Origin of the sequence: Amycolatopsis suaedae (genome assembly GCF_004214935.1) — a bacterium.
Lineage (GTDB): Bacteria > Actinomycetota > Actinomycetes > Mycobacteriales > Pseudonocardiaceae > Amycolatopsis > Amycolatopsis suaedae.
This window is the reverse complement of sequence record NZ_SFCC01000004.1, coordinates 332,451-352,428: the sequence shown is the minus strand read 5'-3', so window position 1 is coordinate 352,428 and position 19,978 is coordinate 332,451. Positions and strand designations below refer to the sequence as shown.

General features: G+C 71.5%; 21 protein-coding genes. 17 read left to right on the top strand and 4 right to left on the bottom strand.

Annotated features, from left to right (window positions below):
• Positions 1-7 precede the first annotated feature (7 nt).
• Genes EWH70_RS10145 through EWH70_RS10135 form a run of 3 tightly spaced genes read left to right on the top strand, consistent with a single transcriptional unit; the run spans position 8 to position 1,678 of the window.
• Positions 8-445, top strand: coding sequence for an SRPBCC family protein (locus tag EWH70_RS10145; RefSeq protein ID WP_130475036.1), 438 nt, complete (start codon positions 8-10; stop codon positions 443-445).
• Complete coding sequence (locus EWH70_RS10140) at positions 442-1,443, top strand: NADP-dependent oxidoreductase (RefSeq protein WP_130475035.1); 1,002 nt, start codon at positions 442-444, stop codon at positions 1,441-1,443. The genes EWH70_RS10145 and EWH70_RS10140 overlap by 4 nt, the downstream gene beginning before the upstream one ends.
• A complete protein-coding gene (locus tag EWH70_RS10135) occupies positions 1,436-1,678 on the top strand; it encodes a glutaredoxin family protein (RefSeq protein ID WP_130475034.1) in 243 nt (80 codons plus the stop codon). The genes EWH70_RS10140 and EWH70_RS10135 overlap by 8 nt, the downstream gene beginning before the upstream one ends.
• Here the strand turns inward: EWH70_RS10135 and purU are convergent.
• The 4 genes from purU to EWH70_RS10115 form a co-directional block, all read right to left on the bottom strand.
• The gene (purU, locus tag EWH70_RS10130) at positions 1,675-2,517 is read right to left on the bottom strand and encodes a formyltetrahydrofolate deformylase (protein WP_130475175.1); all 843 of its coding nucleotides are present in this window, start codon (positions 2,515-2,517) and stop codon (positions 1,675-1,677) included. The two genes, EWH70_RS10135 and purU, sit on opposite strands and share 4 nt — an antisense overlap.
• A complete protein-coding gene (locus EWH70_RS10125; protein WP_130475176.1) occupies positions 2,514-3,176 on the bottom strand; it encodes a DedA family protein in 663 nt (220 codons plus the stop codon). Before EWH70_RS10125 ends, purU begins: the two co-directional genes overlap by 4 nt.
• Before the next feature lie 50 nt (positions 3,177-3,226).
• Complete coding sequence (locus EWH70_RS10120; protein WP_130475033.1) at positions 3,227-4,033, bottom strand: class I SAM-dependent methyltransferase; 807 nt, start codon at positions 4,031-4,033, stop codon at positions 3,227-3,229.
• Positions 4,034-4,160: 127 nt separating this feature from the next.
• Positions 4,161-4,658: a DUF2505 domain-containing protein gene (locus EWH70_RS10115; protein WP_130475032.1), complete on the bottom strand. Its 498-nt coding sequence runs from the start codon at positions 4,656-4,658 to the stop codon at positions 4,161-4,163.
• Positions 4,659-4,684: 26 nt separating this feature from the next.
• Here EWH70_RS10115 and EWH70_RS10110 point away from each other — a divergent pair, with 26 nt between their 5' ends.
• From EWH70_RS10110 to EWH70_RS10045, 14 genes are all read left to right on the top strand, one after another.
• The gene (locus EWH70_RS10110; RefSeq protein WP_130475031.1) at positions 4,685-5,764 is read left to right on the top strand and encodes a UDP-N-acetylmuramate dehydrogenase; all 1,080 of its coding nucleotides are present in this window, start codon (positions 4,685-4,687) and stop codon (positions 5,762-5,764) included.
• Between the two features lie 113 nt (positions 5,765-5,877).
• A complete protein-coding gene (locus tag EWH70_RS10105) occupies positions 5,878-7,038 on the top strand; it encodes a L,D-transpeptidase (protein WP_130475030.1) in 1,161 nt (386 codons plus the stop codon).
• A 379-nt stretch (positions 7,039-7,417) separates the two neighbouring features.
• Positions 7,418-8,260, top strand: a complete 843-nt coding sequence (locus EWH70_RS10100) for an alpha/beta fold hydrolase (protein ID WP_130475029.1) — start codon at positions 7,418-7,420, stop codon at positions 8,258-8,260.
• A 21-nt stretch (positions 8,261-8,281) separates the two neighbouring features.
• Complete coding sequence (mshA, locus tag EWH70_RS10095) at positions 8,282-9,598, top strand: D-inositol-3-phosphate glycosyltransferase (protein ID WP_205669076.1); 1,317 nt, start codon at positions 8,282-8,284, stop codon at positions 9,596-9,598.
• Positions 9,598-10,089 carry a type III secretion system chaperone family protein gene (locus tag EWH70_RS10090; RefSeq protein WP_130475028.1) on the top strand — a complete coding sequence of 164 codons (492 nt, stop codon included), beginning with the start codon at positions 9,598-9,600 and terminating at the stop codon, positions 10,087-10,089. The genes mshA and EWH70_RS10090 overlap by 1 nt, the downstream gene beginning before the upstream one ends.
• A gap of 46 nt (positions 10,090-10,135) precedes the next feature.
• Complete coding sequence (locus EWH70_RS10085) at positions 10,136-10,984, top strand: DUF4349 domain-containing protein (protein WP_130475027.1); 849 nt, start codon at positions 10,136-10,138, stop codon at positions 10,982-10,984.
• A gap of 414 nt (positions 10,985-11,398) precedes the next feature.
• Positions 11,399-12,142, top strand: coding sequence for a phosphoglyceromutase (locus tag EWH70_RS10080; protein ID WP_130475026.1), 744 nt, complete (start codon positions 11,399-11,401; stop codon positions 12,140-12,142).
• Positions 12,143-12,301: 159 nt separating this feature from the next.
• Positions 12,302-13,213, top strand: coding sequence for a GNAT family N-acetyltransferase (locus EWH70_RS10075; RefSeq protein ID WP_130475025.1), 912 nt, complete (start codon positions 12,302-12,304; stop codon positions 13,211-13,213).
• A 578-nt stretch (positions 13,214-13,791) separates the two neighbouring features.
• On the top strand, positions 13,792-14,994 hold the full coding sequence (locus EWH70_RS10070) for a sensor histidine kinase (RefSeq protein ID WP_165436221.1): 1,203 nt from the start codon (positions 13,792-13,794) through the stop codon (positions 14,992-14,994).
• Entirely contained in the window at positions 14,991-15,680 is a 690-nt protein-coding gene (locus EWH70_RS10065) for a response regulator transcription factor (RefSeq protein ID WP_130475024.1), read from the top strand. Before EWH70_RS10070 ends, EWH70_RS10065 begins: the two co-directional genes overlap by 4 nt.
• 37 nt (positions 15,681-15,717) lie before the next feature.
• Entirely contained in the window at positions 15,718-16,719 is a 1,002-nt protein-coding gene (locus EWH70_RS10060; protein ID WP_130475023.1) for a Ppx/GppA family phosphatase, read from the top strand.
• 109 nt (positions 16,720-16,828) lie between these two features.
• Entirely contained in the window at positions 16,829-18,184 is a 1,356-nt protein-coding gene (locus EWH70_RS10055; protein ID WP_130475022.1) for a hypothetical protein, read from the top strand.
• Positions 18,181-18,972 carry a sugar phosphate isomerase/epimerase family protein gene (locus EWH70_RS10050; RefSeq protein WP_240686898.1) on the top strand — a complete coding sequence of 264 codons (792 nt, stop codon included), beginning with the start codon at positions 18,181-18,183 and terminating at the stop codon, positions 18,970-18,972. The genes EWH70_RS10055 and EWH70_RS10050 overlap by 4 nt, the downstream gene beginning before the upstream one ends.
• Before the next feature lie 46 nt (positions 18,973-19,018).
• Positions 19,019-19,942: a proline dehydrogenase family protein gene (locus EWH70_RS10045; RefSeq protein ID WP_130475021.1), complete on the top strand. Its 924-nt coding sequence runs from the start codon at positions 19,019-19,021 to the stop codon at positions 19,940-19,942.
• The last annotated feature ends 36 nt before the right edge of the window (positions 19,943-19,978 follow it).

Sequence of the window (19,978 nt, the reverse complement as noted above, 5' to 3'; positions counted from 1 at the left end):
GAGAGTCATGGGCAAGGTCACCGCCACCGCGGAACGCACGATCGACGCGCCGGTGGACAAGGTGCGTACCGCCGTCGCCGACTACGCTGGCGTGCGGCCGAAGCTGCTCACCGAGCAGTACAGCGAGTACGAGGTCGTCGAGGGCGGCCAGGGCGCGGGCACCGTCGTGAAGTGGCGGCTGCAGGCGACGTCGAAGCGGGTGCGGCACGTCGAGGCCACGGTCGCCGAACCCTCGCCCGGCACGCTGGTGGAGACCGACGCCAACTCCAGCATGGTCACCACGTGGACGGTGCGTGAGGCAGGCAACGGCAGCGTCGTGCGCATCGAGACCAGCTGGGACGGTGCCGGCGGCATCGGCGGCTTCTTCGAGAAGACGTTCGCCCCCGGTGGCCTGCGGCGCATCTACGACGGCGTGCTGGCCAACCTCGAGGGCCAGGTCAGGTGAGCGGCGCGACCGAGGTCAGGCTCGCGGCGCGGCCGGAAGGCACCCCGAAGCCCAGCGACTTCGACGTCGTGGCGACCGACGTCCCCCGGCCGGCCCCTGGCCAGCTGCTCGTGCGCAACCTGTGGGTGAGTGTCGACCCGTACATGCGCGGGCGGATGTCGGAGGCCAAGTCCTACGCCGAGCCCTACGCGCTGGGCAAGGTCATGCACGGCGGCGCCGTTGGCGAGGTTGTCGAGTCCACAGTGGACGGCTACGCACCCGGCGACACCGTGCTGCACATGAAGGGCTGGCGGACGCACGCCGTGCTGACGCCCGACCAAGCGTCCAAGGTGGACGGTTCGGTGGCGCCGCTGAGCACGTACCTCGGCGTCCTCGGGATGACCGGGCTCACGGCCTGGATCGGCCTGCTCGACCGCGCTTCGTTGCGGGCGGGTGACACCGTGTTCGTGTCCGGCGCGGCCGGAGCCGTCGGCTCGGTCGTCGGGCAGCTGGCGAAGCTGAAGGGCGCCGGGCGGGTGATCGGCAGCGCCGGGTCGGCGGAGAAGGTGCGCTGGCTGACCGAGGACCTCGGGTTCGACGCGGCGTTCAACTACAAGGACGGCCCGGTGGCCGGGCAGCTGCGGGACGCGGCGCCGGACGGCATCGACGTCTACTTCGACAACGTCGGCGGCGAGCACCTCGAGGCCGCCATCGACTCGGCCAACCTGCACGCGCGGTTCGCCGTGTGCGGGATGATCTCCGGCTACAACGCGACCGAGCCGAACCCCGCGCCGCGCAACCTCATGCAGATCGTCGGCAAGCGGCTGCGTATCCAGGGCTTCCTGGTCGGTGACCACTACGACCGGCACGCCGATTTCGTCGCCGACGTGGCGCCGCTGGTGGCGTCGGGCAGCCTGCGGTATTCGGAGACCGTCGTCGAGGGTATCGAGAACGCGCCGAAGGCGTTCCTCGACATGCTCGCCGGCGCCAACACGGGGAAGATGCTGGTCCGTGTCTGAGCTGGTTGTCTACGGGGCCTCGTGGTGCCCCGACGTGAAGCGCAGCCGGGCGCTGCTGGACCGCGAGGGCGTGGCGTACCGCTATGTCGACGTGGAGGCCGACGCCGAGGCGGAAGCGCTGGTGCGCGGGCTGCAGGGCGGCGAGCGCCGCATCCCGACCATCACCTTCGGCGACGGCACCCACCTGGTGGAGCCCACCGACGAGGCCCTGATGGCTCACCTGTCCGGCCGCTAGAAGACCACGGTGCGGTTGCCGTGCACGAGGACCCGGTTCTCCAGGTGCCAGCGCAGGCCCCTGGCCAGGGTGACCTTCTCGATGTCGCGGCCCTTGCGGACCATGTCGGCGACCGAGTCGGCGTGCCCGACGCGGATGACGTCCTGCTCGATGATCGGCCCGGCGTCCAGGTCGGCCGTCACGTAGTGACACGTGGCGCCGACCAGCTTCACCCCGCGCGTGTGCGCCTGGTGGTACGGCCGCGCGCCGATGAACGAGGGCAGGAAGCTGTGGTGGATGTTCAGCGCCCTGCCCGCCCACGCCTCGCACAGCTCCGGCGGCAGGATCTGCATGAAGCGGGCCAGCACGACGGCGTGCGGCTCGTGCTCGTCGACCAGCTCCCGCACCCGCGCGAACGCCGCGGCCTTCTCGCCGGGGGCGAACGGCACGTGGTGGAACGGGATGCCGTGCGCCTCCGTGATGTCGCCCAGCGAGGCGTGGTTGCCGATCACCGCCCGCACGTCGACGTCCAGCTCACCGGACGCGACCCGGCCCAGCAGGTCGTACAGGCAGTGGCCCTCCCGCGACACCAGGATCACCACCCGGCGGCGTTCGCTGGTGTCGTGCACCGACCAGTCCGACTCGGCCCCGAGCGAACGGGCCACCCCGGCGAAGCGCGCCCGCAGCTCGGTCACGTCGAACGGCAGCGAGTCGGCCCGCACTTCCTGCCTGGTGAAGAACCAGCCGGTCTCCAGGTCGGTGTGGTAGGCGGCCTCGACGATCCAGCCGCCCGCCTCGGCGAGGAACGACGAGATCCGCGCGACGATGCCGGTCCGGTCGGGGCAGCCGAAGGTGATCACGTAACGGTGTGTGTTCGCTGGCACGGTTGGTCATCATCCTCCGTGGCCTGCCTGCCGGACCGGGCGGCCCGGCGCACACCGGCCAGCACTCCGACCATCAGCAGGCCGACGCCGAAGGCGACCAGCAGCCCCAGCAACGGCCGATCCGCGAACCCCGCGCCGCCGACGTACCCGATCACGACGCTGTACACCGCCCACAACACGCACCCCAGCGCGTCCAGCGCCACGAATCTGCCGATCGGGTAACGCATGCTGCCGGTCGCCAGCCCGGCCGCGACCCTGCCGCCGGGCAGGTACCTCGCGGCCACGATCAGCAGCACCGCGTGCCGGTCGACCCGCTCGCGTGCCCAGGCGTAGCGGCGCCTGCCCTTCTCGCCCCGCTGCAGCCGTGCCACGACGTGCGGACCGGCAGTTCTGCCGACCAGGTGCCCGAGACAGTCGCCTGCCAGCGCACCGACGGCGGTCACCAGTACCAGCAGGAGCAGGCCGGCGTGGTCGTCCTGCCCGGCCAGGAGCACCGCGACGGCGATCACCGTGCCCTCGCTGGGCATGAACGGCAGCAACGCGTCCAGCCCGGCGACGGCGAACACCACCAGCCACAGCCACGGCGAGCCCAGCGAGCCGCGCAGTAGCTCGGTCAGGTGCGTGAGCAGGTCCACCACACCTCGATACTGCACGGCCGGGTTGACCTGGTGGTGAACACCGACGGTTAACCAGGTGCCACGCAGGAGTAGTCGACGGTCAGCTCGCCGAGCCGCCAGCGGTCCCGCCGGTCGCGGACCGGCCAGCCGCGCGCGGCCAGCAGCCGGACGGCCTCGGTCCACCGGGCCCGTGCGCCGAACGTCGCCAGCGGTGCCGCGACGTCCCAGCAGGAGTCCAGGGCGGACAGAAAAGTGTGCACACGTTCACCGGGAACGTTGCGGTGTATCAACGACTTCGGCAGCCGTTCAGCCACAGTGGACGGACGGTCCAGCGACGCAGGCCGCACCGAGACGGTCAGCGTCAGCGGCCCGTCCGCGGACAGCGTGACCCAGCAGCACCGCCGCCCGATCTCGTCACAGGTGCCCTCGACGAGCAGCCCGCCGGGTGCCAGCCGGTCCAGCATCGTCCGCCACGCGCCGGCGACCTCGCCCTCGTCGTACTGGCGCAGCACGTTGAACGCCCGCACCAGCGCGGGCCGCGTCCCGGCCAGCTCGAACCCGCCGCGCCGGAAGTCCAGCCACGGTGGCCGAGCGGCAGTTCTGCCCGCGGCGACCCGGTCCGGGTCCAGCTCCAGTCCCAGCACCCGCACGCCGGGGAACCGGGTGCGCAGCCGGTTCGCCAGCTCGACGGTGGTCACCGGCGTCGCGCCGTAGCCGAGGTCGACGACGAGCGGATCGGGCACGGAACCGCACGAACGGGCAACCCGTGGCGAGTAGGTGAGCCAGCGGTCCACCCGGCGCAGCCGGTTCGGGTTGGTCGTGCCCCGGGTCGGAGTTCCGAGTGCCCCGCGCCGGAAACCCGCCGTGTAATTCACCGGCCCGGATTCCCGCTGGCGGCGTTGCCGGTCCGCCCGAGTACGGTCCAGTACGAGGGCGAACCGGCGCCTTGCCAGCGGAAATCCGGACTCGCCGACTTACGCGCCGGGTTTCCGGCGCAGGGCACTAGTGCTCGCTCAGCCATCGCCGGGTGAACTGGGCCTCGGCCTCCAGCAGCTTCGTCACCTGCTCGGCGATCACGCTCTCCAGCTTCGCCCCGAACAGCGGAATCCGGACCTTCACCTCGCCGATGGTGCGCAGCACGCTGCCCTCGCCGTCGGACACCAGCTCGGTCCGCGCCGTGATCTCCCCGGGAACCCCGTTGACGTGCGCCGTCGCGGTGCCGGCGTACCCCTCGCCCGACCGCGTCCACTGCTGCTCCCGGTGCACGATCAGGTCACCGGAGTGCAGGGTGCGCACAGCCTGCGGCAGCTGCTCCGCGCCGATGCCCTGGACGAGCTTGTAGCGCACGCCGTTGTCGTCCTTGCTGTGCTCGGGCAGGGCGCCGTGCTTGCCGCCGAGCAGGTCCAGCCGGGCACGCAGGACGGTGTCCTCGGACAGTGCCTGGAACACGTCGGCCACGGGCCGGTCGAACTGCGCTCGGTGGTCGATACGGGATGCCATGGGCAGGGACAGTACCGTTCGTGGCTGTGAGTGCAGTGCAAACGCCCACCCAGCAGGCCCTGGCCGACCACACGACGTTGCGGCTCGGTGGCCCGGCGCGATCGTTCGACGTGGCCACCACCGACGACGAGGTTGTCGAGGCCGTCCGCGACGCCGACGGGTCCGGGGAGCGGCTGCTGGTGCTCGGCGGCGGGTCGAACCTGGTCGTCGGCGACGACGGCTTCGACGGCCGGGTGCTCAAGATCGCCACCACCGGCCGGTCGTGGAAGCAGGACCCCTACGGCGGCGTCACGGTCTACGTGGACTTCGCCGCAGGGGAGAACTGGGACGACGTCGTGGCCTGGTGTGTCGAGAATCGCTTCGGCGGCCTGGAGTGCCTGTCCGGCATCCCCGGCTCGGTCGGCGCGACGCCGCTGCAGAACGTCGGCGCCTACGGCTTCGAGGTCAGCCAGCTGCTCAGCCACGTCACCTACTACGACCGTGAGCAGGGCAAACGCACCGGCGCCGGAAGCAAGGACCTCACGTTCGGCTACCGCACCAGCTCGCTGAAGAACACCGGGCACGTCGTGCTCGGCGTCCAGTTCGCCACCCATGGCGACGGCCTGTCCTCGCCGATCCGCTATCCGGAACTGGCGAACAAGCTGGGTGCCGAGCTGGGCTCGCGGGTACCGACGGCCGACGTCCGGCAGGCCGTGCTGGAGCTGCGCCGCGGCAAGGGCATGGTGCTCGACCCGGCCGACCACGACACCTGGAGCGCCGGGTCTTTCTTCATCAACCCGATCCTGCCCGAGTCGCAGCTCGCGGGCGTGCTGGAGCGCATCGCCGAGGTGGTCGGGGCCGGAGTTCCGGTGCCGCAGTACCCGGCCGACGGCGGCGTCAAGCTGTCCGCGGCCTGGCTGATCGAGCGCGCCGGATTCGCCAAGGGGCATCAGGGACCGGGTGGCCGGGTGTCGTTGTCGACCAAGCACACGCTGGCGCTCACCAACCGGGGTGAGGCGACCACGGCGGACCTGCTGACCCTCGCGGGTGAGGTGCGCGACGGCGTCCGCGAGCGGTTCGGCGTGACGTTGCACCCGGAACCGTCGCTGGTCAACTGCACCCTGTGACCCGCGGCCGCCCGAGCAACCCGCCCGCCGGGCTCGGCGTCTAGCCAACGTCGAGGAAACAACGGCGGAGTACCGTCGGTTTCCGCAGGGGTGGAAAGACGGAGGTTCGTGGGGTGTTCCAACGGCGAACGGCATTCAAGGCGGCGCTGGCGGTGGGGGCCGGCGTCGCGGTGGCCGGGTGTTCGGGTGACGACGGCGGCGGCAGCGGTGGCCAACCGCCCGCCGCCGAGGCGCCCAAGGCCGTCATCACCGCCGAACCGGCGGTGAACGCGAAGGACGCGCCGGTGGCGAACCCGGTGACCGTCAAGGTCGCCGACGGCACGCTCACCGACGTCAAGGTCACCAACCCGGAGGGCGAGGCCGTCAAGGGCGAGCTCAACCCGGAGAAGACCGTCTGGACGGCGTCCGAGCAGCTCGGCTACGGCAAGACCTACACCTACGCGGCGAAGGGCACCGGCAGCGACGGCAAGCCGGTGGAGCTGACCGGCACGTTCGACACGGTCAAACCGGCCAAGGTGATCCGCGCGACGGTCAACCCGGGCGACGACGCCGAGGTCGGCGTCGGCATGCCGGTCAGTGTGAAGTTCGACGCACCGGTGACCGACCGCAAGGCCGCGCAGGCGGCGCTGAAGGTGGAGACGTCCAAGGACGTCGAGGGCGCGTGGGGGTGGCTCTCGGACCGGCAGGTCGACTGGCGGCCGAGGGAGTACTGGCCTGCCAACACCGAGGTCACCGTCACCGCGAAGTTGTACGGGGTCAACATCGGCAAGGGCGTCTACGTCAAGGCCGACGTCACCACGAAGTTCAAGATCGGCCGTAACCAGGTGGTCAAGGTGAACACCCCCGACCACGTGATGAAGGTCTACCGCAACGGCGAGCAGTACGCGAGCTACCCGTGCAGCAACGGCAAGGACGCCGACCCGAACCTGAACACGCCCAACGGCACGCTGATCGTGATGACGAAGGAACCCACGTCGATCTTCGACAACGCGCGTTACGGGTACACCGACGTCAAGAAGAAGTGGTGCTGCCGGATTTCCAACCACGGCGAGTACATCCACGAGAACGAGGAGAACCGCGCCAACATCGGCAAGAACAACACCTCGCACGGGTGCGTGAACCTGCTGGAGGCGGACGCGAAGAAGTACTTCGACTCGGCGCTGATCGGCGACCCGGTGGAGATCACCGGCTCGAAGGCGAAGATGCCGACCACGTCTGACGTGATGGACTGGCTGCTCGACTGGGAGACCTGGAAGTCCAAGTCCGCTCTGTAGGGGGCCCGGCCGTGCAGCAAAGCACGTGAAGGCCACCTTTATTACGTGGGCGGATAGCCCGCTGTCCGGTGTGAAGGCCGAGTTTCTGTCGTCTCATGTGATGAAGGTGGCCTTCACGAACATCCCGTCCTGGGGTCGCGGTCTCAGCAGTCACATCCGGCCCAGCAGACGCAGCCGTCACCACGAAAGAGATCCAGCAAAGTTCCCCAATGTGGCATTGGGGAACTTGAACTCCCCCAATGCCACATTGGGGGCGCACAGCACCCGGACTTTGCCGGGACCCTGACGTGAGACGTGGTGAAGGTGGCCTTCACGTGCTCTGGTGCCAACGCAGCCGGGTGGTTACGCGGGTGGGCGCCGGTGTAGCAGTATCCAGGGTGTGCTGACCGAGGTTGTGGGATCCGGCGGAGTCCGGCTGGGGTTGCGGGTTGCCGGTGCCGAGCGCACTCCGGCGATAGTGCTGGTGCACGGCTGGGCGCAGTCGTCGCTGGCCTGGTCGGCTCAGCTGGCCGACCCCGACCTGGCCGAACGGTTCCGGCTGGTGGCCGTCGACCTGCGTGGACACGGCAACTCCGACGTGCCGGTCGAGGGCTACGACGACTCGCTCACCTGGGCGACCGACCTGGCCGCGGTGCTCGACTTCGCCGGCGCGGGCGCCCCGGTGGTGCTGGTCGGCTGGTCCTACGGCGGCCTGGTCATCGCCGACTACCTGCGCCACCACGGCACCGAGGGCGTCGCCGGCATCGTGCTGGCCGGCGCGATCACCGAGATCGGCAGGGACCGGCCCGGCGGCGCGACCGGCCCGGCCATGCGGGCCGCACTACCCGCCGCGCTGTCCGACGATCCGGCGGTCGCCGTTCCCGCGCTGACCATGCTGAGCGCGCACATGGCGGCCGAGCCGGTGGACGGCGCGCTCGCGCAGGCCCTGCTCGGGACCAGCCTGTCGGTGCCGCCGAGGGTCCGCGGCGCCCTGTTCCGGCGGAAGGTGGACAGCGGCGAGGTACTGGCCGGGATCGACGTTCCGGCCCTGGTCGTGCACGGGGACGCCGACGAGGTCGTCGACCCGAGCGCGGGCGAGTACGCGGCAGGGAAGATCCCGGGGGCCCGCCGGCGTTGGTTCGAGGGGGCGGGGCATCTGCCTTTCGTCGAGCGGGCGGCCGAGTTCAACGACGAACTCCGCCGGTTCGCCGAGCAGCTGCTCCCCGGTGCGTCCCAGCGCTGACCAGACCCGAGGAGCCATCAGGTGACCATCTCGCTGCACCCGAGTTCCGCGCGCTCACGTCCGGCCAGATCCCGGCTACGCCGGGTGGCGGTGCTGTCGCTGCACACCTCGCCGCTGGAGCAGCCGGGGACCGGCGACGCGGGCGGGATGAACGTGTACATCAGCCAGACGGCCGCCGAGATGGCCCGTCGCGGTGTCGCGGTCGAGGTGTTCACCCGGGCCACGTCGTCCGATCAGCCGCCGGTGGTGGAGCTGGTCCCCGGCGTGCAGGTGCGGCACGTGCCTGCCGGCCCGTTCGAACCGCTGGATCGCGAGGAACTGCCCGCTCAGCTGTGCGCGTTCGCCTCCGGCGTGCTGCGTACCGAGGCGTTCCACGACCCCGGCCACTACGACGTCATCCACTCGCACTACTGGCTGTCCGGGCAGGTCGGCTGGCTGGCCAGGGACCGCTGGGGCGTGCCGCTGGTGCACACCGCGCACACGCTGGCGAAGGTGAAGAACGCGCAGCTCGCCGAGGGGGACACCCCGGAGCCGCGCAGCCGGGTCATCGGGGAGGAGCAGGTCGTCGCCGAGGCCGACGGCCTGGTCGCCAACACGGCGGTGGAGGCCCGCGAGCTGATCGGGCTGTACGGCGCCGACCCCGCCGCGGTCCGTACGGTGGCGCCCGGCGTCGACCTGGCCAGGTTCACCCCCGGTTCGAAGGCCGCCGCGCGGGCCGCGCTCGGCCTGCCTGACGACGCTGTCGTGCTGGCGTTCGCCGGCCGGATCCAGCCGCTGAAGGCGCCGGACGTGCTGCTGCGGGGTGCGGCCGAGCTGCTGCGCGGCAGGCCCGAGCTGGCCGGCCGGCTCGTCGTGCTGGTGGTCGGCGGGCCGTCCGGGACCGGCCGGGACCAGCCGAGGCAGCTGCGGGAACTGGCCGTGCGGCTGGGGATCGCCGACCGGACCCGGTTCCTGCCGCCGCAGGCCGGGCCGGCGCTGGCGGAGGTGTTCCGGGCGGCCGACGTCGTCGCCGTGCCCAGCTACAGCGAGTCGTTCGGGCTGGTGGCACTGGAGGCGCAGGCCTGCGGTACGCCGGTGGTGGCCGCCGAGGTCGGCGGTCTGCCGGTGGCCGTCGCACACGGGACGACCGGCCTGCTGGTGCCCACCCACCGGGCCGACGACTGGGCGGCCGCGCTGGGCAGCCTGGTCACCCGGCCCGCCCGGCTGGCCGAACTCGCGTCCAACGCGGTGCGGCACGCGCGCCGGTTCTCCTGGCGGCACACTGCCGACGCGCTGCTGGACGTCTACGCTTCGGTGGTGACCAGTTTTCGTTCGCCGCGCGCGGAGGTGGCCGTCTGATGGACGTCGACTCCGTCATCCAGTCCACTGTGGACGCAGCCGGGCTGAAGTACGAGAAGAAGGGGCCGGGCCGGTACTTCGTCACGTTGCCCGGCACCAAGAAGCTGCAGACCAACTGCTGGCTGATCGCGGGCGAGCACGCGTTCATGGTGGAGGCGTTCGTCTGCCGCAGGCCGGACGAGAAGCACGAGGACGTCTACCGTTTCCTGTTGCGCCGCAACGCGAAGCTGTACGGCGTCGCGTACACGGTCGACGAGATGGGCGACATCTACCTGGTGGGCCGGATTTCGCTCGACTCGGTGTCCGAAGTGGAACTGGACAAGATCCTCGGCCAGGTGCTGGAGGCCGCGGACAACGATTTCAACACCTTGCTGGAGCTGGGTTTCGCCAGCTCGATCCGGCGGGAGTGGGACTGGCGGGTGTCCCGCGGTGAGTCGCTGGCGAACCTGAGCGCGTTCGAGCACCTGGTCCGGTCCGAGACGGATTCGTGACGTCTCGGGTGCAACCGAGCTGAACCCGCCGCCCGTCAATGGGTCCATGACTGGGAGACGGGTAATCACCGGACTTGTGCTGGGGCTGCTGCTGGTGTCGGGGTGCACCGCGCAGTCCGGGTCGGAGAACTCCGCCGCGCAGGTCGCGCGGCCGGAGGCGGGCGCGGGACAGTCCGCGCCGAAGCAGCAGGCGCCGGCGGAGCCGGGCAAGGCGCCCGGCGTCGCCGTGGGGCAGGTGGACCGCAAGCTGGCCCGCTCGGCGACGTTGTCGGTCAAGGCGGGGGACGTGTCCGGCGCGGTGACGCGGGCGCGGCAGGCCGCCACGACGGCGGGCGGGTACGCCGGGACGGAGCGGACCGAGACGCGGTCGGCGACGGTGACGCTGGTGGTCCCGGCCGAGCGGCTGGACGCCGTGCTGGGGGAGCTGTCCGCGCTGGGTGAGGTCACCCGGCGCGAGCAGCAGGTGGAGGACGTCACCGAGCAGGTGGTCGACGTGGACACCCGGCTGGCGTCGCAGCGGGCGAGCGTCACGCGGGTACGGGCGCTGCTGGAGCGGGCGACGTCGATCAGCGAGATCACGTCCATCGAGCGGGAGCTGACCACCCGCGAGGCCGAGCTGGAGTCGCTGCAGGCGCGGCAGAAGGCCCTCGCGGGCAGTGTCGCCATGTCGACCATCACGTTGAACGTGGCCGCGGGCGCGGTCGCCGCGGAGGACGACGACCGGGGATTCCTCGGCGGGCTGGCCGCGGGCTGGCGGGCGTTCCTGGACTTCGGCTCGGGCGCGCTCACCGTGCTCGGCGCGGTCGCGCCGTTCCTGGTGCTGGTGGCGATCCCCGTCGCGGTGTGGTGGGTGCGCCGTCGCCGGAAGGTCGCGCCAGCCGCCGCTGCCGAGTGAGCAGGCGGGACGGCTCGAGGGAGGGGGAGTCGCGAACTCGAGCCGCCCCGCTGATGCTCCCGCCGCTATGGACCCGGTGACGAGGGGGGTGCCAACGGGGCCGGCGGGGTCGCAGCTCGGCAGGGGGAGACGAGCTGCGGTTCAGCCCGCATTGGCCGGGGAGTGCGTGGATTCCGGCCGTGCGGGTCGGTTGCCAACTTGTCAGAACCGGGTCTGTAATCACAAGACTACCGGCTACTCCATTCGAGTGAACTTGTAGCGAAGGTCTCACGCACCGCAGTGTTCGCTGCCAGGTGGACGGCGGGTGAGTCATCGGGTTGCCATCCGGGTGAGCCCTCTACCAGGGGGTAACACACTCTCGGTAGAGGTCAGGGTCGGGACTTTCCGCAGTTCGGACTCTGGCAGGCTGGGGCCATGGCCGACCTTGGGACCCTGGTACTGCTGCGTCACGGGCAGAGCACGTGGAACGCCGAAAACCTGTTCACCGGCTGGGTGGACGTCCCGCTGTCCGAACTCGGCGAGGCCGAGGCGCGGCGGGGCGGCGAGCTGCTCGCCGAGTCGGGCCTGCTGCCCGACGTCGTGCACACCTCGCTGCTGCGGCGGGCGATCGCCACGGCGAACCTGGCGCTCGACGTCGCCGACCGGCACTGGATCGACGTGCGCCGGGACTGGCGGCTCAACGAGCGGCACTACGGCGCGCTGCAGGGCAAGAACAAGAAGCAGACCCTCGACGAGTTCGGCGAGGAGCAGTTCATGCTCTGGCGCCGTTCCTACGACACCCCGCCGCCGCCGATCGAGCCGGGCAGCGAGTTCAGCCAGGACCGGGACGCCCGGTACGCGGGGCTGGACGCGCCGCTGACCGAGTGCCTGAAGGACGTCGTCGGCAGGCTGATGCCGTACTGGGAGTCGGCCATCGTGCCCGACCTGCGGGCCGGCCGGACCGTGCTGGTCGCCGCGCACGGCAACTCGCTGCGCGCGCTGGTCAAGCACCTCGACGGCATCTCCGACAGCGACATCGCCGGGCTGAACATCCCCACCGGCATCCCGCTGCGGTACGACCTCGACGAGAACCTGAAGCCGCGTAACCCGGGTGGCACCTACCTCGACCCGGAAGCCGCCAAGGAGGCCGCCGCGGCGGTCGCCAACCAGGGGCGCTGAAACTCGCTGGCGCGTCGCGGCCGGCGCCGGATAGGGTCGGCCGCGACGCCCTGACGTAGCGAGGAGGTGAGAGCCGTGAACACCACCACGTTCCCGTGCTCCCGCCCCGCTGTGGCGTCCTCTTCTGCCTGACGGGAGCACACTTCCGAAAGGCTCTTCATGACCGATGTGGTCTTCCGTCCGCTGCGTGCGGACGAGATGTCTGTTTTCTCCCGGCACGACGATCCGGCCCTGGTGGGGTTCGGGGCGTTCGGCCGTAGCTTCGGCGAACTCTGGCGCCGCGGCGAGTACCGGCCGGAGTGGACCTGGGTCGCCCAGCGCGGTGACGAGGTCCTGGCCAGGGCCGCCTGGTGGGGCGGTCCCGACGATCCGGAGCCCGCCGCGCTGGACTGGTTCGACTTCGGCGACCGGCCCGACCTCGGCGCCGGCCTGCTGCGGGAGGCGCCGTGGCGGGTCGAGTACCAGCTCGCCCTGCCGCCGGACTGGCGGGAGCGGCCGGACGTGCGAGCCGCCCGGGACGCCAGGGTCGAGGCCGCCGAGCGGGCCGGGATGCGGCTGCTGGTGGAGCGGCTGCGGTACCACTGGACCGCCGGCGACGGCCTGCCCGCGCGGCCGGGTCGCCTGGTGTACCGGCCGGAGCCCGACGACGAGGTGTTCCTCGACGTCCTGCGCAGGATCAACGTCGGCACCCTGGACGCGCACGCGCTGCTGGTGATCAGCAAGGGCGGGATCGACCTGGCCGCCAGGGAGGACCTGGAGTTCCTGCGGTGGATGCCCTCGCCGAGGGACTGGTGGCGGCTGGCCTGCACGCCCGACGGCGAGGTGGCCGGCCTGACCGTGCCCGGCCGCAACTACGCGGGCCCGGTCGTCGGGCTCATCGGCGTGGTGCCGGAGCAGCGTGGCCACGGCTACGCCTACGACCTGCTGGTCGAATGCACGCACCTGCTGGTGGAGGCCGGCTGTACCGAGGTCATCGCCGCCACCGACTGCGGCAACGCACCCATGGCGGCGGCCTTCGCCAGGGCGAACTACCCGGTGACCGAGGAACGCGCGGTCCTGCACTGGCCGTGATCCAGTTCGCGCCAGGGCACGTGAAGGCCACCTTCACCACGTCTCACGTCAGGGTCCCGGCAAAGTCGGTGTGCAGCGGGGGTGGGCGGTGGTCCCGAGCGCAGAGTTCGCGGGCCGGAACGCAGAACTCGCGTGCGTGAGCGCAGAACTCACGATGTGGATCGGGTTCTCACGTGGCGCCAGTCGTCAAGCTCGTGAAGGCCACCTTCATTACGTGTGACGTGGTGATGGTGGCCTTCACGTGCTTTGGTGCTTGCTGAGTTGTCTCGTTCGTGGTGGCTGGTGGGGTGGTTGTGGTGTTCGAGGCTGGTGGGGCGGGTGTGCCGGGGTGAGGGCGGATGTGGTGGCGTCTGATGCCGTGAAGGGGCCCTCGCGGCAATCGCCCACGACTCCCGACTTTGCCGGGGCCCTGACGTCTCACGCCTGGTGGCCTTCACGTGCTTTCGCGGCCGCGGCGCGACCGGCAGGTGAACGGCGGCTGACCAGGACGGGAACAATTAACCCAAAGGTGTCGCGGCCGTCACGACAGGGCATCCAGGACTAGGCCAACCACCCGTTCGGATGCTTACGATCCACTCGTGACCGTGCCTGCCTCGCTCGCCATGGCCACCGGCGCACTGGTGGTCGGCGCGGTCGTCGGTTTTCTCCTGGCCCGTTCGCGGCGCCGCCGCGAGGAGCGCCGGCCAACCGGCCCCACCGTCGCCGAGCTGCTGCGGCGCCTGATCAGCTCGTCCAACAACGGCGTCGTGGTCCTGAACCGGTTCGACGACCTGGTGCTGCACAACCCGAGGGCCCTCGCGCTCGGCGTCATCCGCAACAACCAGGCCGACCCCCGCGCCCGCTCGGCAGCCGAGCAGGTGCGGGAGACCGACGAGCCGATGGAGATCGACCTGTCCCCGCTGGAGGCCCGCGGCCGCCAGCCCGAGGCGGTGCTGGCCGAGGTCCGCCCGCTCGGCGACGGCTTCACCGTGGTCGAGGCCGTCGACCACTCCGAGGCCGTCCGGCTGGAGGCCACCCGCCGCGACTTCGTCGCCAACGTCAGCCACGAGCTCAAGACCCCGGTCGGCGCGATCGCGCTGCTCACCGAGGCCGTGCTGGACGCAGCCGAGGACACCGACGAGGTCCGCCGGTTCGGCGAGAAGATCCTGCGTGAGTCGACGCGGCTGGGCCAGCTGGTCACCGAGCTGATCGCGCTGTCCCGGCTGCAGGGCGCCGAGCGGCTGCCCGACCTCAACGTCGTCGAGGTCGACGCCGTCGTGCGCGAGGCACTGGGCCGCACGCAGCTGTCGGCCGAGTCCGCCGAGATCAACGTGACCACCGACGCGCCGAGCGGACTGCTCGTCGAGGGCGACCGCACGCTGCTGGTCACGGCACTGTCCAACCTGCTGGAGAACGCCGTCGCCTACTCGACGGCGGGCAGCCCGGTCTCGATCAGCAGGCGGCTGGTCGAGGGCATGGTCGAGATCGCCGTCACCGACCGGGGCCTCGGCATCCCCGAGGACGAGCAGCAGCGGGTCTTCGAGCGCTTCTACCGCGCCGACAAGGCCCGTTCGCGTGCCACCGGCGGTACCGGGCTCGGGCTGGCGATCGTCAAACACGTCGCCGCCAACCACGGCGGCGAGGTGCGGCTGTGGAGCCTGCCGGGCACCGGGTCGACGTTCACCCTCTGCCTGCCCGCCCACCTGGGTGTCGAGCCGGAGGAACAGCAGGAGAAGACGCCCGAGCGGACAACCCGCCTCGTGGTGACCGGGACCGAACCCACCGATGGAGGAACGTTGTGACCAGGGTTCTCATCGTCGAGGACGAGGAATCGTTCGCCGACCCGCTCGCGTTCCTGCTGCGCAAGGAGGGGTTCACCGCCGCGGTGGCCTCGACCGGCCAGCAGGCGCTGGAGGAGTTCGACCGCAACGGCGCCGACATCGTCCTGCTCGACCTGATGCTGCCCGGCATGAGCGGGACCGACGTGTGCAAGCAGCTGCGTCAGCGCTCGACCGTCCCGGTCATCATGGTGACCGCGCGGGACAGCGAGATCGACAAGGTCGTCGGCCTCGAACTGGGCGCCGACGACTACGTCACCAAGCCGTACTCCGCCAGGGAGCTGATCGCCAGGGTCCGGGCCGTGCTGCGGCGCGGCGGCGAGACCGGCGGCGAGGGTGAGCTGGCGCCGCCGGTGCTGGCCGCCGGACCGGTCCGGATGGACGTCGAGCGGCACGTCGTCACCGTCGGTGGTGCCGAGGTGTCGCTGCCGCTGAAGGAGTTCGACCTGCTGGAGTACCTGCTGCGCAACGTCGGCAGGGTGCTCACCCGCGGCCAGCTCATCGACCGGGTGTGGGGAGCCGACTACGTCGGCGACACGAAGACGCTGGACGTGCACGTCAAGCGCCTGCGCTCGAAGATCGAACCCGATCCGGGCTCGCCGAGGCACCTGGTCACCGTCCGCGGTCTCGGTTACAAGTTCGAGACCTGACGCGGCGCCCCCGGCGAGCCGGGTACCGTGGTTGCTCGTGCGCCTTGGGGTACTCGACGTCGGTTCCAACACCGTCCACCTGCTCGTGGTGGACGCGCACCGTGGTGCCCATCCGACGCCGATGCACTCGGAGAAGACGGTCCTGCGTCTCGCCGAGCAGATCACCAAGGCCGGTGAGCTGAGCCGGGCGGGTGCGGATGCCCTGGTGGAAGCGGTCGAATCGGCCAAGGCCGCGGCCGTCCGGCTGGGTTGCGAGGAGCTGATGGCGTTCGCCACCTCGGCGGTCCGCGAGGCGGAGAACGCGCCGAAGGTGCTGCGCAAGGTGACCGAGCACACCGGCGTCGACCTGCAGGTGCTCTCCGGGGCGGACGAGGCGCGGCTGACGTTCCTCGCGGTACGCCGCTGGTACGGCTGGTCGGCAGGCAAGCTGCTGGTTCTCGACATCGGTGGCGGCTCGCTGGAGGTCGCCATGGGCATGGACGAGGAGCCGGAGCTGGCCGAGTCGCTGCCGCTGGGTGCCGGGCGCACCACGCGGACGCGGTTCCGGCACGATCCGCCCAGCCGCAAGGAGCTGATCGAGACCTCCGCGTGGCTGGAGGACGAGCTGGCTCCGCTGGCCGCCAAGGTGACCAAGCTCGGTCAGCCGGACCGGGTGGTCGCCACCTCGAAGACGTTCCGTTCGCTGGCGCGGCTGACCGGCGCCGCGCCGTCGGCGGCCGGGCCCCGGGTCCGCCGGGTGCTCACCGACACGGCGTTGCGGCAGCTCATCGCGTTCGTCTCACGGATGACCGCCGCCGACCTGGCCGAGCTGGAGGGCGTCAGCTCCAGCCGGGCACACCAACTGGTGGGTGGCGCACTGGTGGCGCAGGCCACCATGCGAGCGTTGTCACTCCAGGAACTCGAGATCTGCCCATGGGCGTTGCGCGAGGGGGTCATCCTGCGGCGGCTGGACCATTCCAACGGCACCGACCACACTGCAGTAAGACACCTGGGCCCCGCGCCCGGACTGGACGCAGGCGACCGGCAACGGGCACGGTAGAGATGAGCGACTCCGAAGGGTGGTGCGACAGCCAGATGACCATGGTGACGGTGGGTCGGGCCCGAGTCCGCCCACGAACCCAGGTTGACGGCCGCGTGGGGACCGCAGGATGACCGACGAATCCGGCGACCAGCGCAAGTCGCAGAAGACGGTGGCCGAGCTGCTCGCGCAGCACGGCCAGACGCAGGGCGGCGGCCGGCGCAGACGGCGCCGCGCCGATGACGACGAGACCCCCGAGGGCGGCCGCAAGCCGGGGATCAGCGACACCGCGCCCCAGGCCATCATCGACCGGGTCACCGCGGACACCCCGCCGCCGCCCAACCGCCGCAACGGCGCCCCGGGCAGGCAGCAGGAGTCCGGCGCGTACCGGCGGCCGCAGCCGGAGTCCGGCGGCTACCCGCTGCCCGGCACGGACACCGGCGGCTACCCGGTACCGGGTACCGACACCGGCGGCTACCCGAGGCCGCCGCAGCAGTCCGGCGCGTTCCCGCAACCAACCCAGCCGCCCCAGCGTTCCGGTGCCTTCCCCCGGCCGCCGCAGGAGTCGGGTGGCTTCCAGCGCCCGGCCGCCCCGCCGGAGCGCAGGCAGCCGCCCCGGCGACCGGCTCCGCCGCCGCCCGAGCCGACCGGACTGTCGTCGCGGCTGGACGGTGACGTCGACGAGGCGCCCGAGGCCCCGCCGATGGGCAGCGGCTACCACCAGGCCCCGCCACCGGCGCCCCCCGCGCCGCCGAGGCGCAGGCCGCTGGGCCGCCGCCCGGCGCCGAAGGTGGAGCCACACACCGAGCAGATTCCGGTCGTCGAGGACGAGCCGGACCTCGCCGCGGAGGAGCCACCCGCCGGCCTCGCCGACTGGCGGCACCGCAGGGAGCAGGCGCGGCTGGAGGAGACCCAGGCGTCGATGCCCGCGCTGGACGACGACGCCCCGGCAGGCATCGACCGGTCCGCACTCGACGGTGGCCCGCCGACCGGCGCCTACCCGGCACCCGCGCCCTACGACACCGGCCAGTTCGGCGGCTACCAGGAGACGTCCGGGCGCTTCAGCACCGGCGACTTCGAGGCAGTTCAGCGGCCGGTGGCAGGCGACCTCGGCCAGCAGCAGGACGACTACGACGCGGACTACGCCGACGAGGACTACGTCGACGACCCGTACGACGAGCCCGACGACCTGCCGGAGCCGGAGTACGAGGAGGAGCAGGCCTCGGCCGGCAAGCAGTGGCTGGCCATGGCCGGTCAGCTCGCCCTCGGCGTCGCGGGTGGTGCCGCGGTGTGGCTCGGCTTCAACTGGCTGTGGGGCCAGCTGTCCGTCGCCGCGCTGATCGCCGCGGTCCTGGTGATCGGGGCCCTGGTGTGGATCGTCCGCAAGATCCGCGGTGCCGACGACCTGCAGACCACGGTGCTGGCCGTCCTCGTCGGGCTGGTGGTCACCGTGTCGCCCGCCGCGTTGCTGTTGTTGTCTAAGTGACCGTCCCGATCGGGCTGTCGACCGCGTCGGTCTGGCCGTTGCGGGCCGGCGCCGGGTTCGAGCTGGCCGCCGACCTTGGCTACGACGGCGTCGAGGTGATGGTCTGGGCGGACTCGGTCAGCCAGGACGTCGCCGCGCTGCGCCGGATCAGCAGGGGCACCGGGATGCCGGTGCTGTCGATCCACTCGCCGTCGCTGCTGATCACGCAGCGGGTGTGGTCGCCGGACCCGGTCGTACGGCTGCGCCGCACCGTCGACGCCGCCGTCGAGCTGGGTGCGCCGACGGTCGTCGTGCATCCGCCGTTCCGCTGGCAGCGCCGCTACGGCGACGGCTTCGCCGACCTGGTCGCGGAGCTGGAGGAGTCCAGCGGCGTGCGGGTGGCGGTGGAGAACATGTTCAAGGTGCGCCCGCCGGGTGGCAGGCGGGACGCGCGGGTGTCGGCGTTCCGGCCGTCGATCGACCCGACCGACGTCGGCTACCGCAGCTACACGCTGGACCTCTCGCACACGGCGGCCGCCGGAATGGACGCGATGGAGCTGGCCCGGCGGATGGGCGACGGGCTGACCCACGTCCACCTGGCCGACGGCACCGGCCTGCCCAAGGACGAGCACCTGGTGCCCGGGCGCGGCACGCAGCCGTGTGCCGAGCTGCTGGAGTACCTGGCCGGCCGGGAGTTCGCCGGTCAGGTGGTGCTGGAGGTCAACACGCGGCGGGCACCGGAGCGGGCCAGGCGGCTGAAGGACCTGGCGGAGGCGTTGCTGTTCGCGCGCTTCCACCTCGGTCAGTAGCGCGTCACGCTGACCACGCGTACGGCGAACACGTAGAGTTCGGCGTGTGGATCCCCTCCGTTCGCTGATACTCGCCGCCGCCGGTAACGACTCGATCCGCCGACTGGTCGCCACGACGCCGGGCAGCAGGGACGTGGTGCGGCGGTTCGTCGCGGGCGAGACGATCGGCGACGCGGTCACGGCCGTGCGGGGACTGGCCGCCGACGGCAGGTACGCCACCCTGGACTACCTCGGCGAGGACACCACCGACGCCGACCAGGCCGAGCACACCGTCCGCACCTACCTGGAGCTGCTGGACCGCCTGCACGGCGAGGGACTGTCGGCCAGGGCCGAGGTGAGCGTGAAGCTGTCGGCGGTCGGGCAGGCGTTCGACGAGAAGCTGGCGCTGGACAACGCCTACCGGATCTGCGCGGCCGCCGAGCAGTGCCACACCACGGTCACCCTGGACATGGAGGACCACACCACCACCGACTCGACGCTGGGCATCCTCGCCGAGCTGCGCCGGACGTGGCCGTGGGTGGGTGCCGTGCTGCAGTCGTACCTGCGGCGCACCGAGGACGACGCGAAGGCACTGGCCGGGCCGGACTCGCGGGTGCGGCTGTGCAAGGGCGCCTACGCGGAGCCGCCGGAGGTCGCCCACGACGGCGCCGATGTCGACCTCGCGTACGTGCGGTGCGCGAACGTCCTGCTCGAAGGCGACGGCTACCCGATGTTCGCCACGCACGACCCGCGGCTGGTGTCGATCGTCGGCGAGCGGGCCCGCTGGTACGGCCGCAAGCAGGGCAGCTACGAGTACCAGATGCTCTACGGCGTTCGTCCCGACGAGCAGCGCAGGCTGGCGGCCGACGGCGACACCGTGCGGGTCTACGTGCCGTTCGGCGAACAGTGGTACGGCTACCTGATGCGGCGGCTGGCCGAACGTCCCGCCAACACCGCCTTCTTCCTGCGCGCGCTGGTCAGCCGTTCGTGAGCGCGGTCGACGACGCCGCGTCCTTCGGCGGCGCCC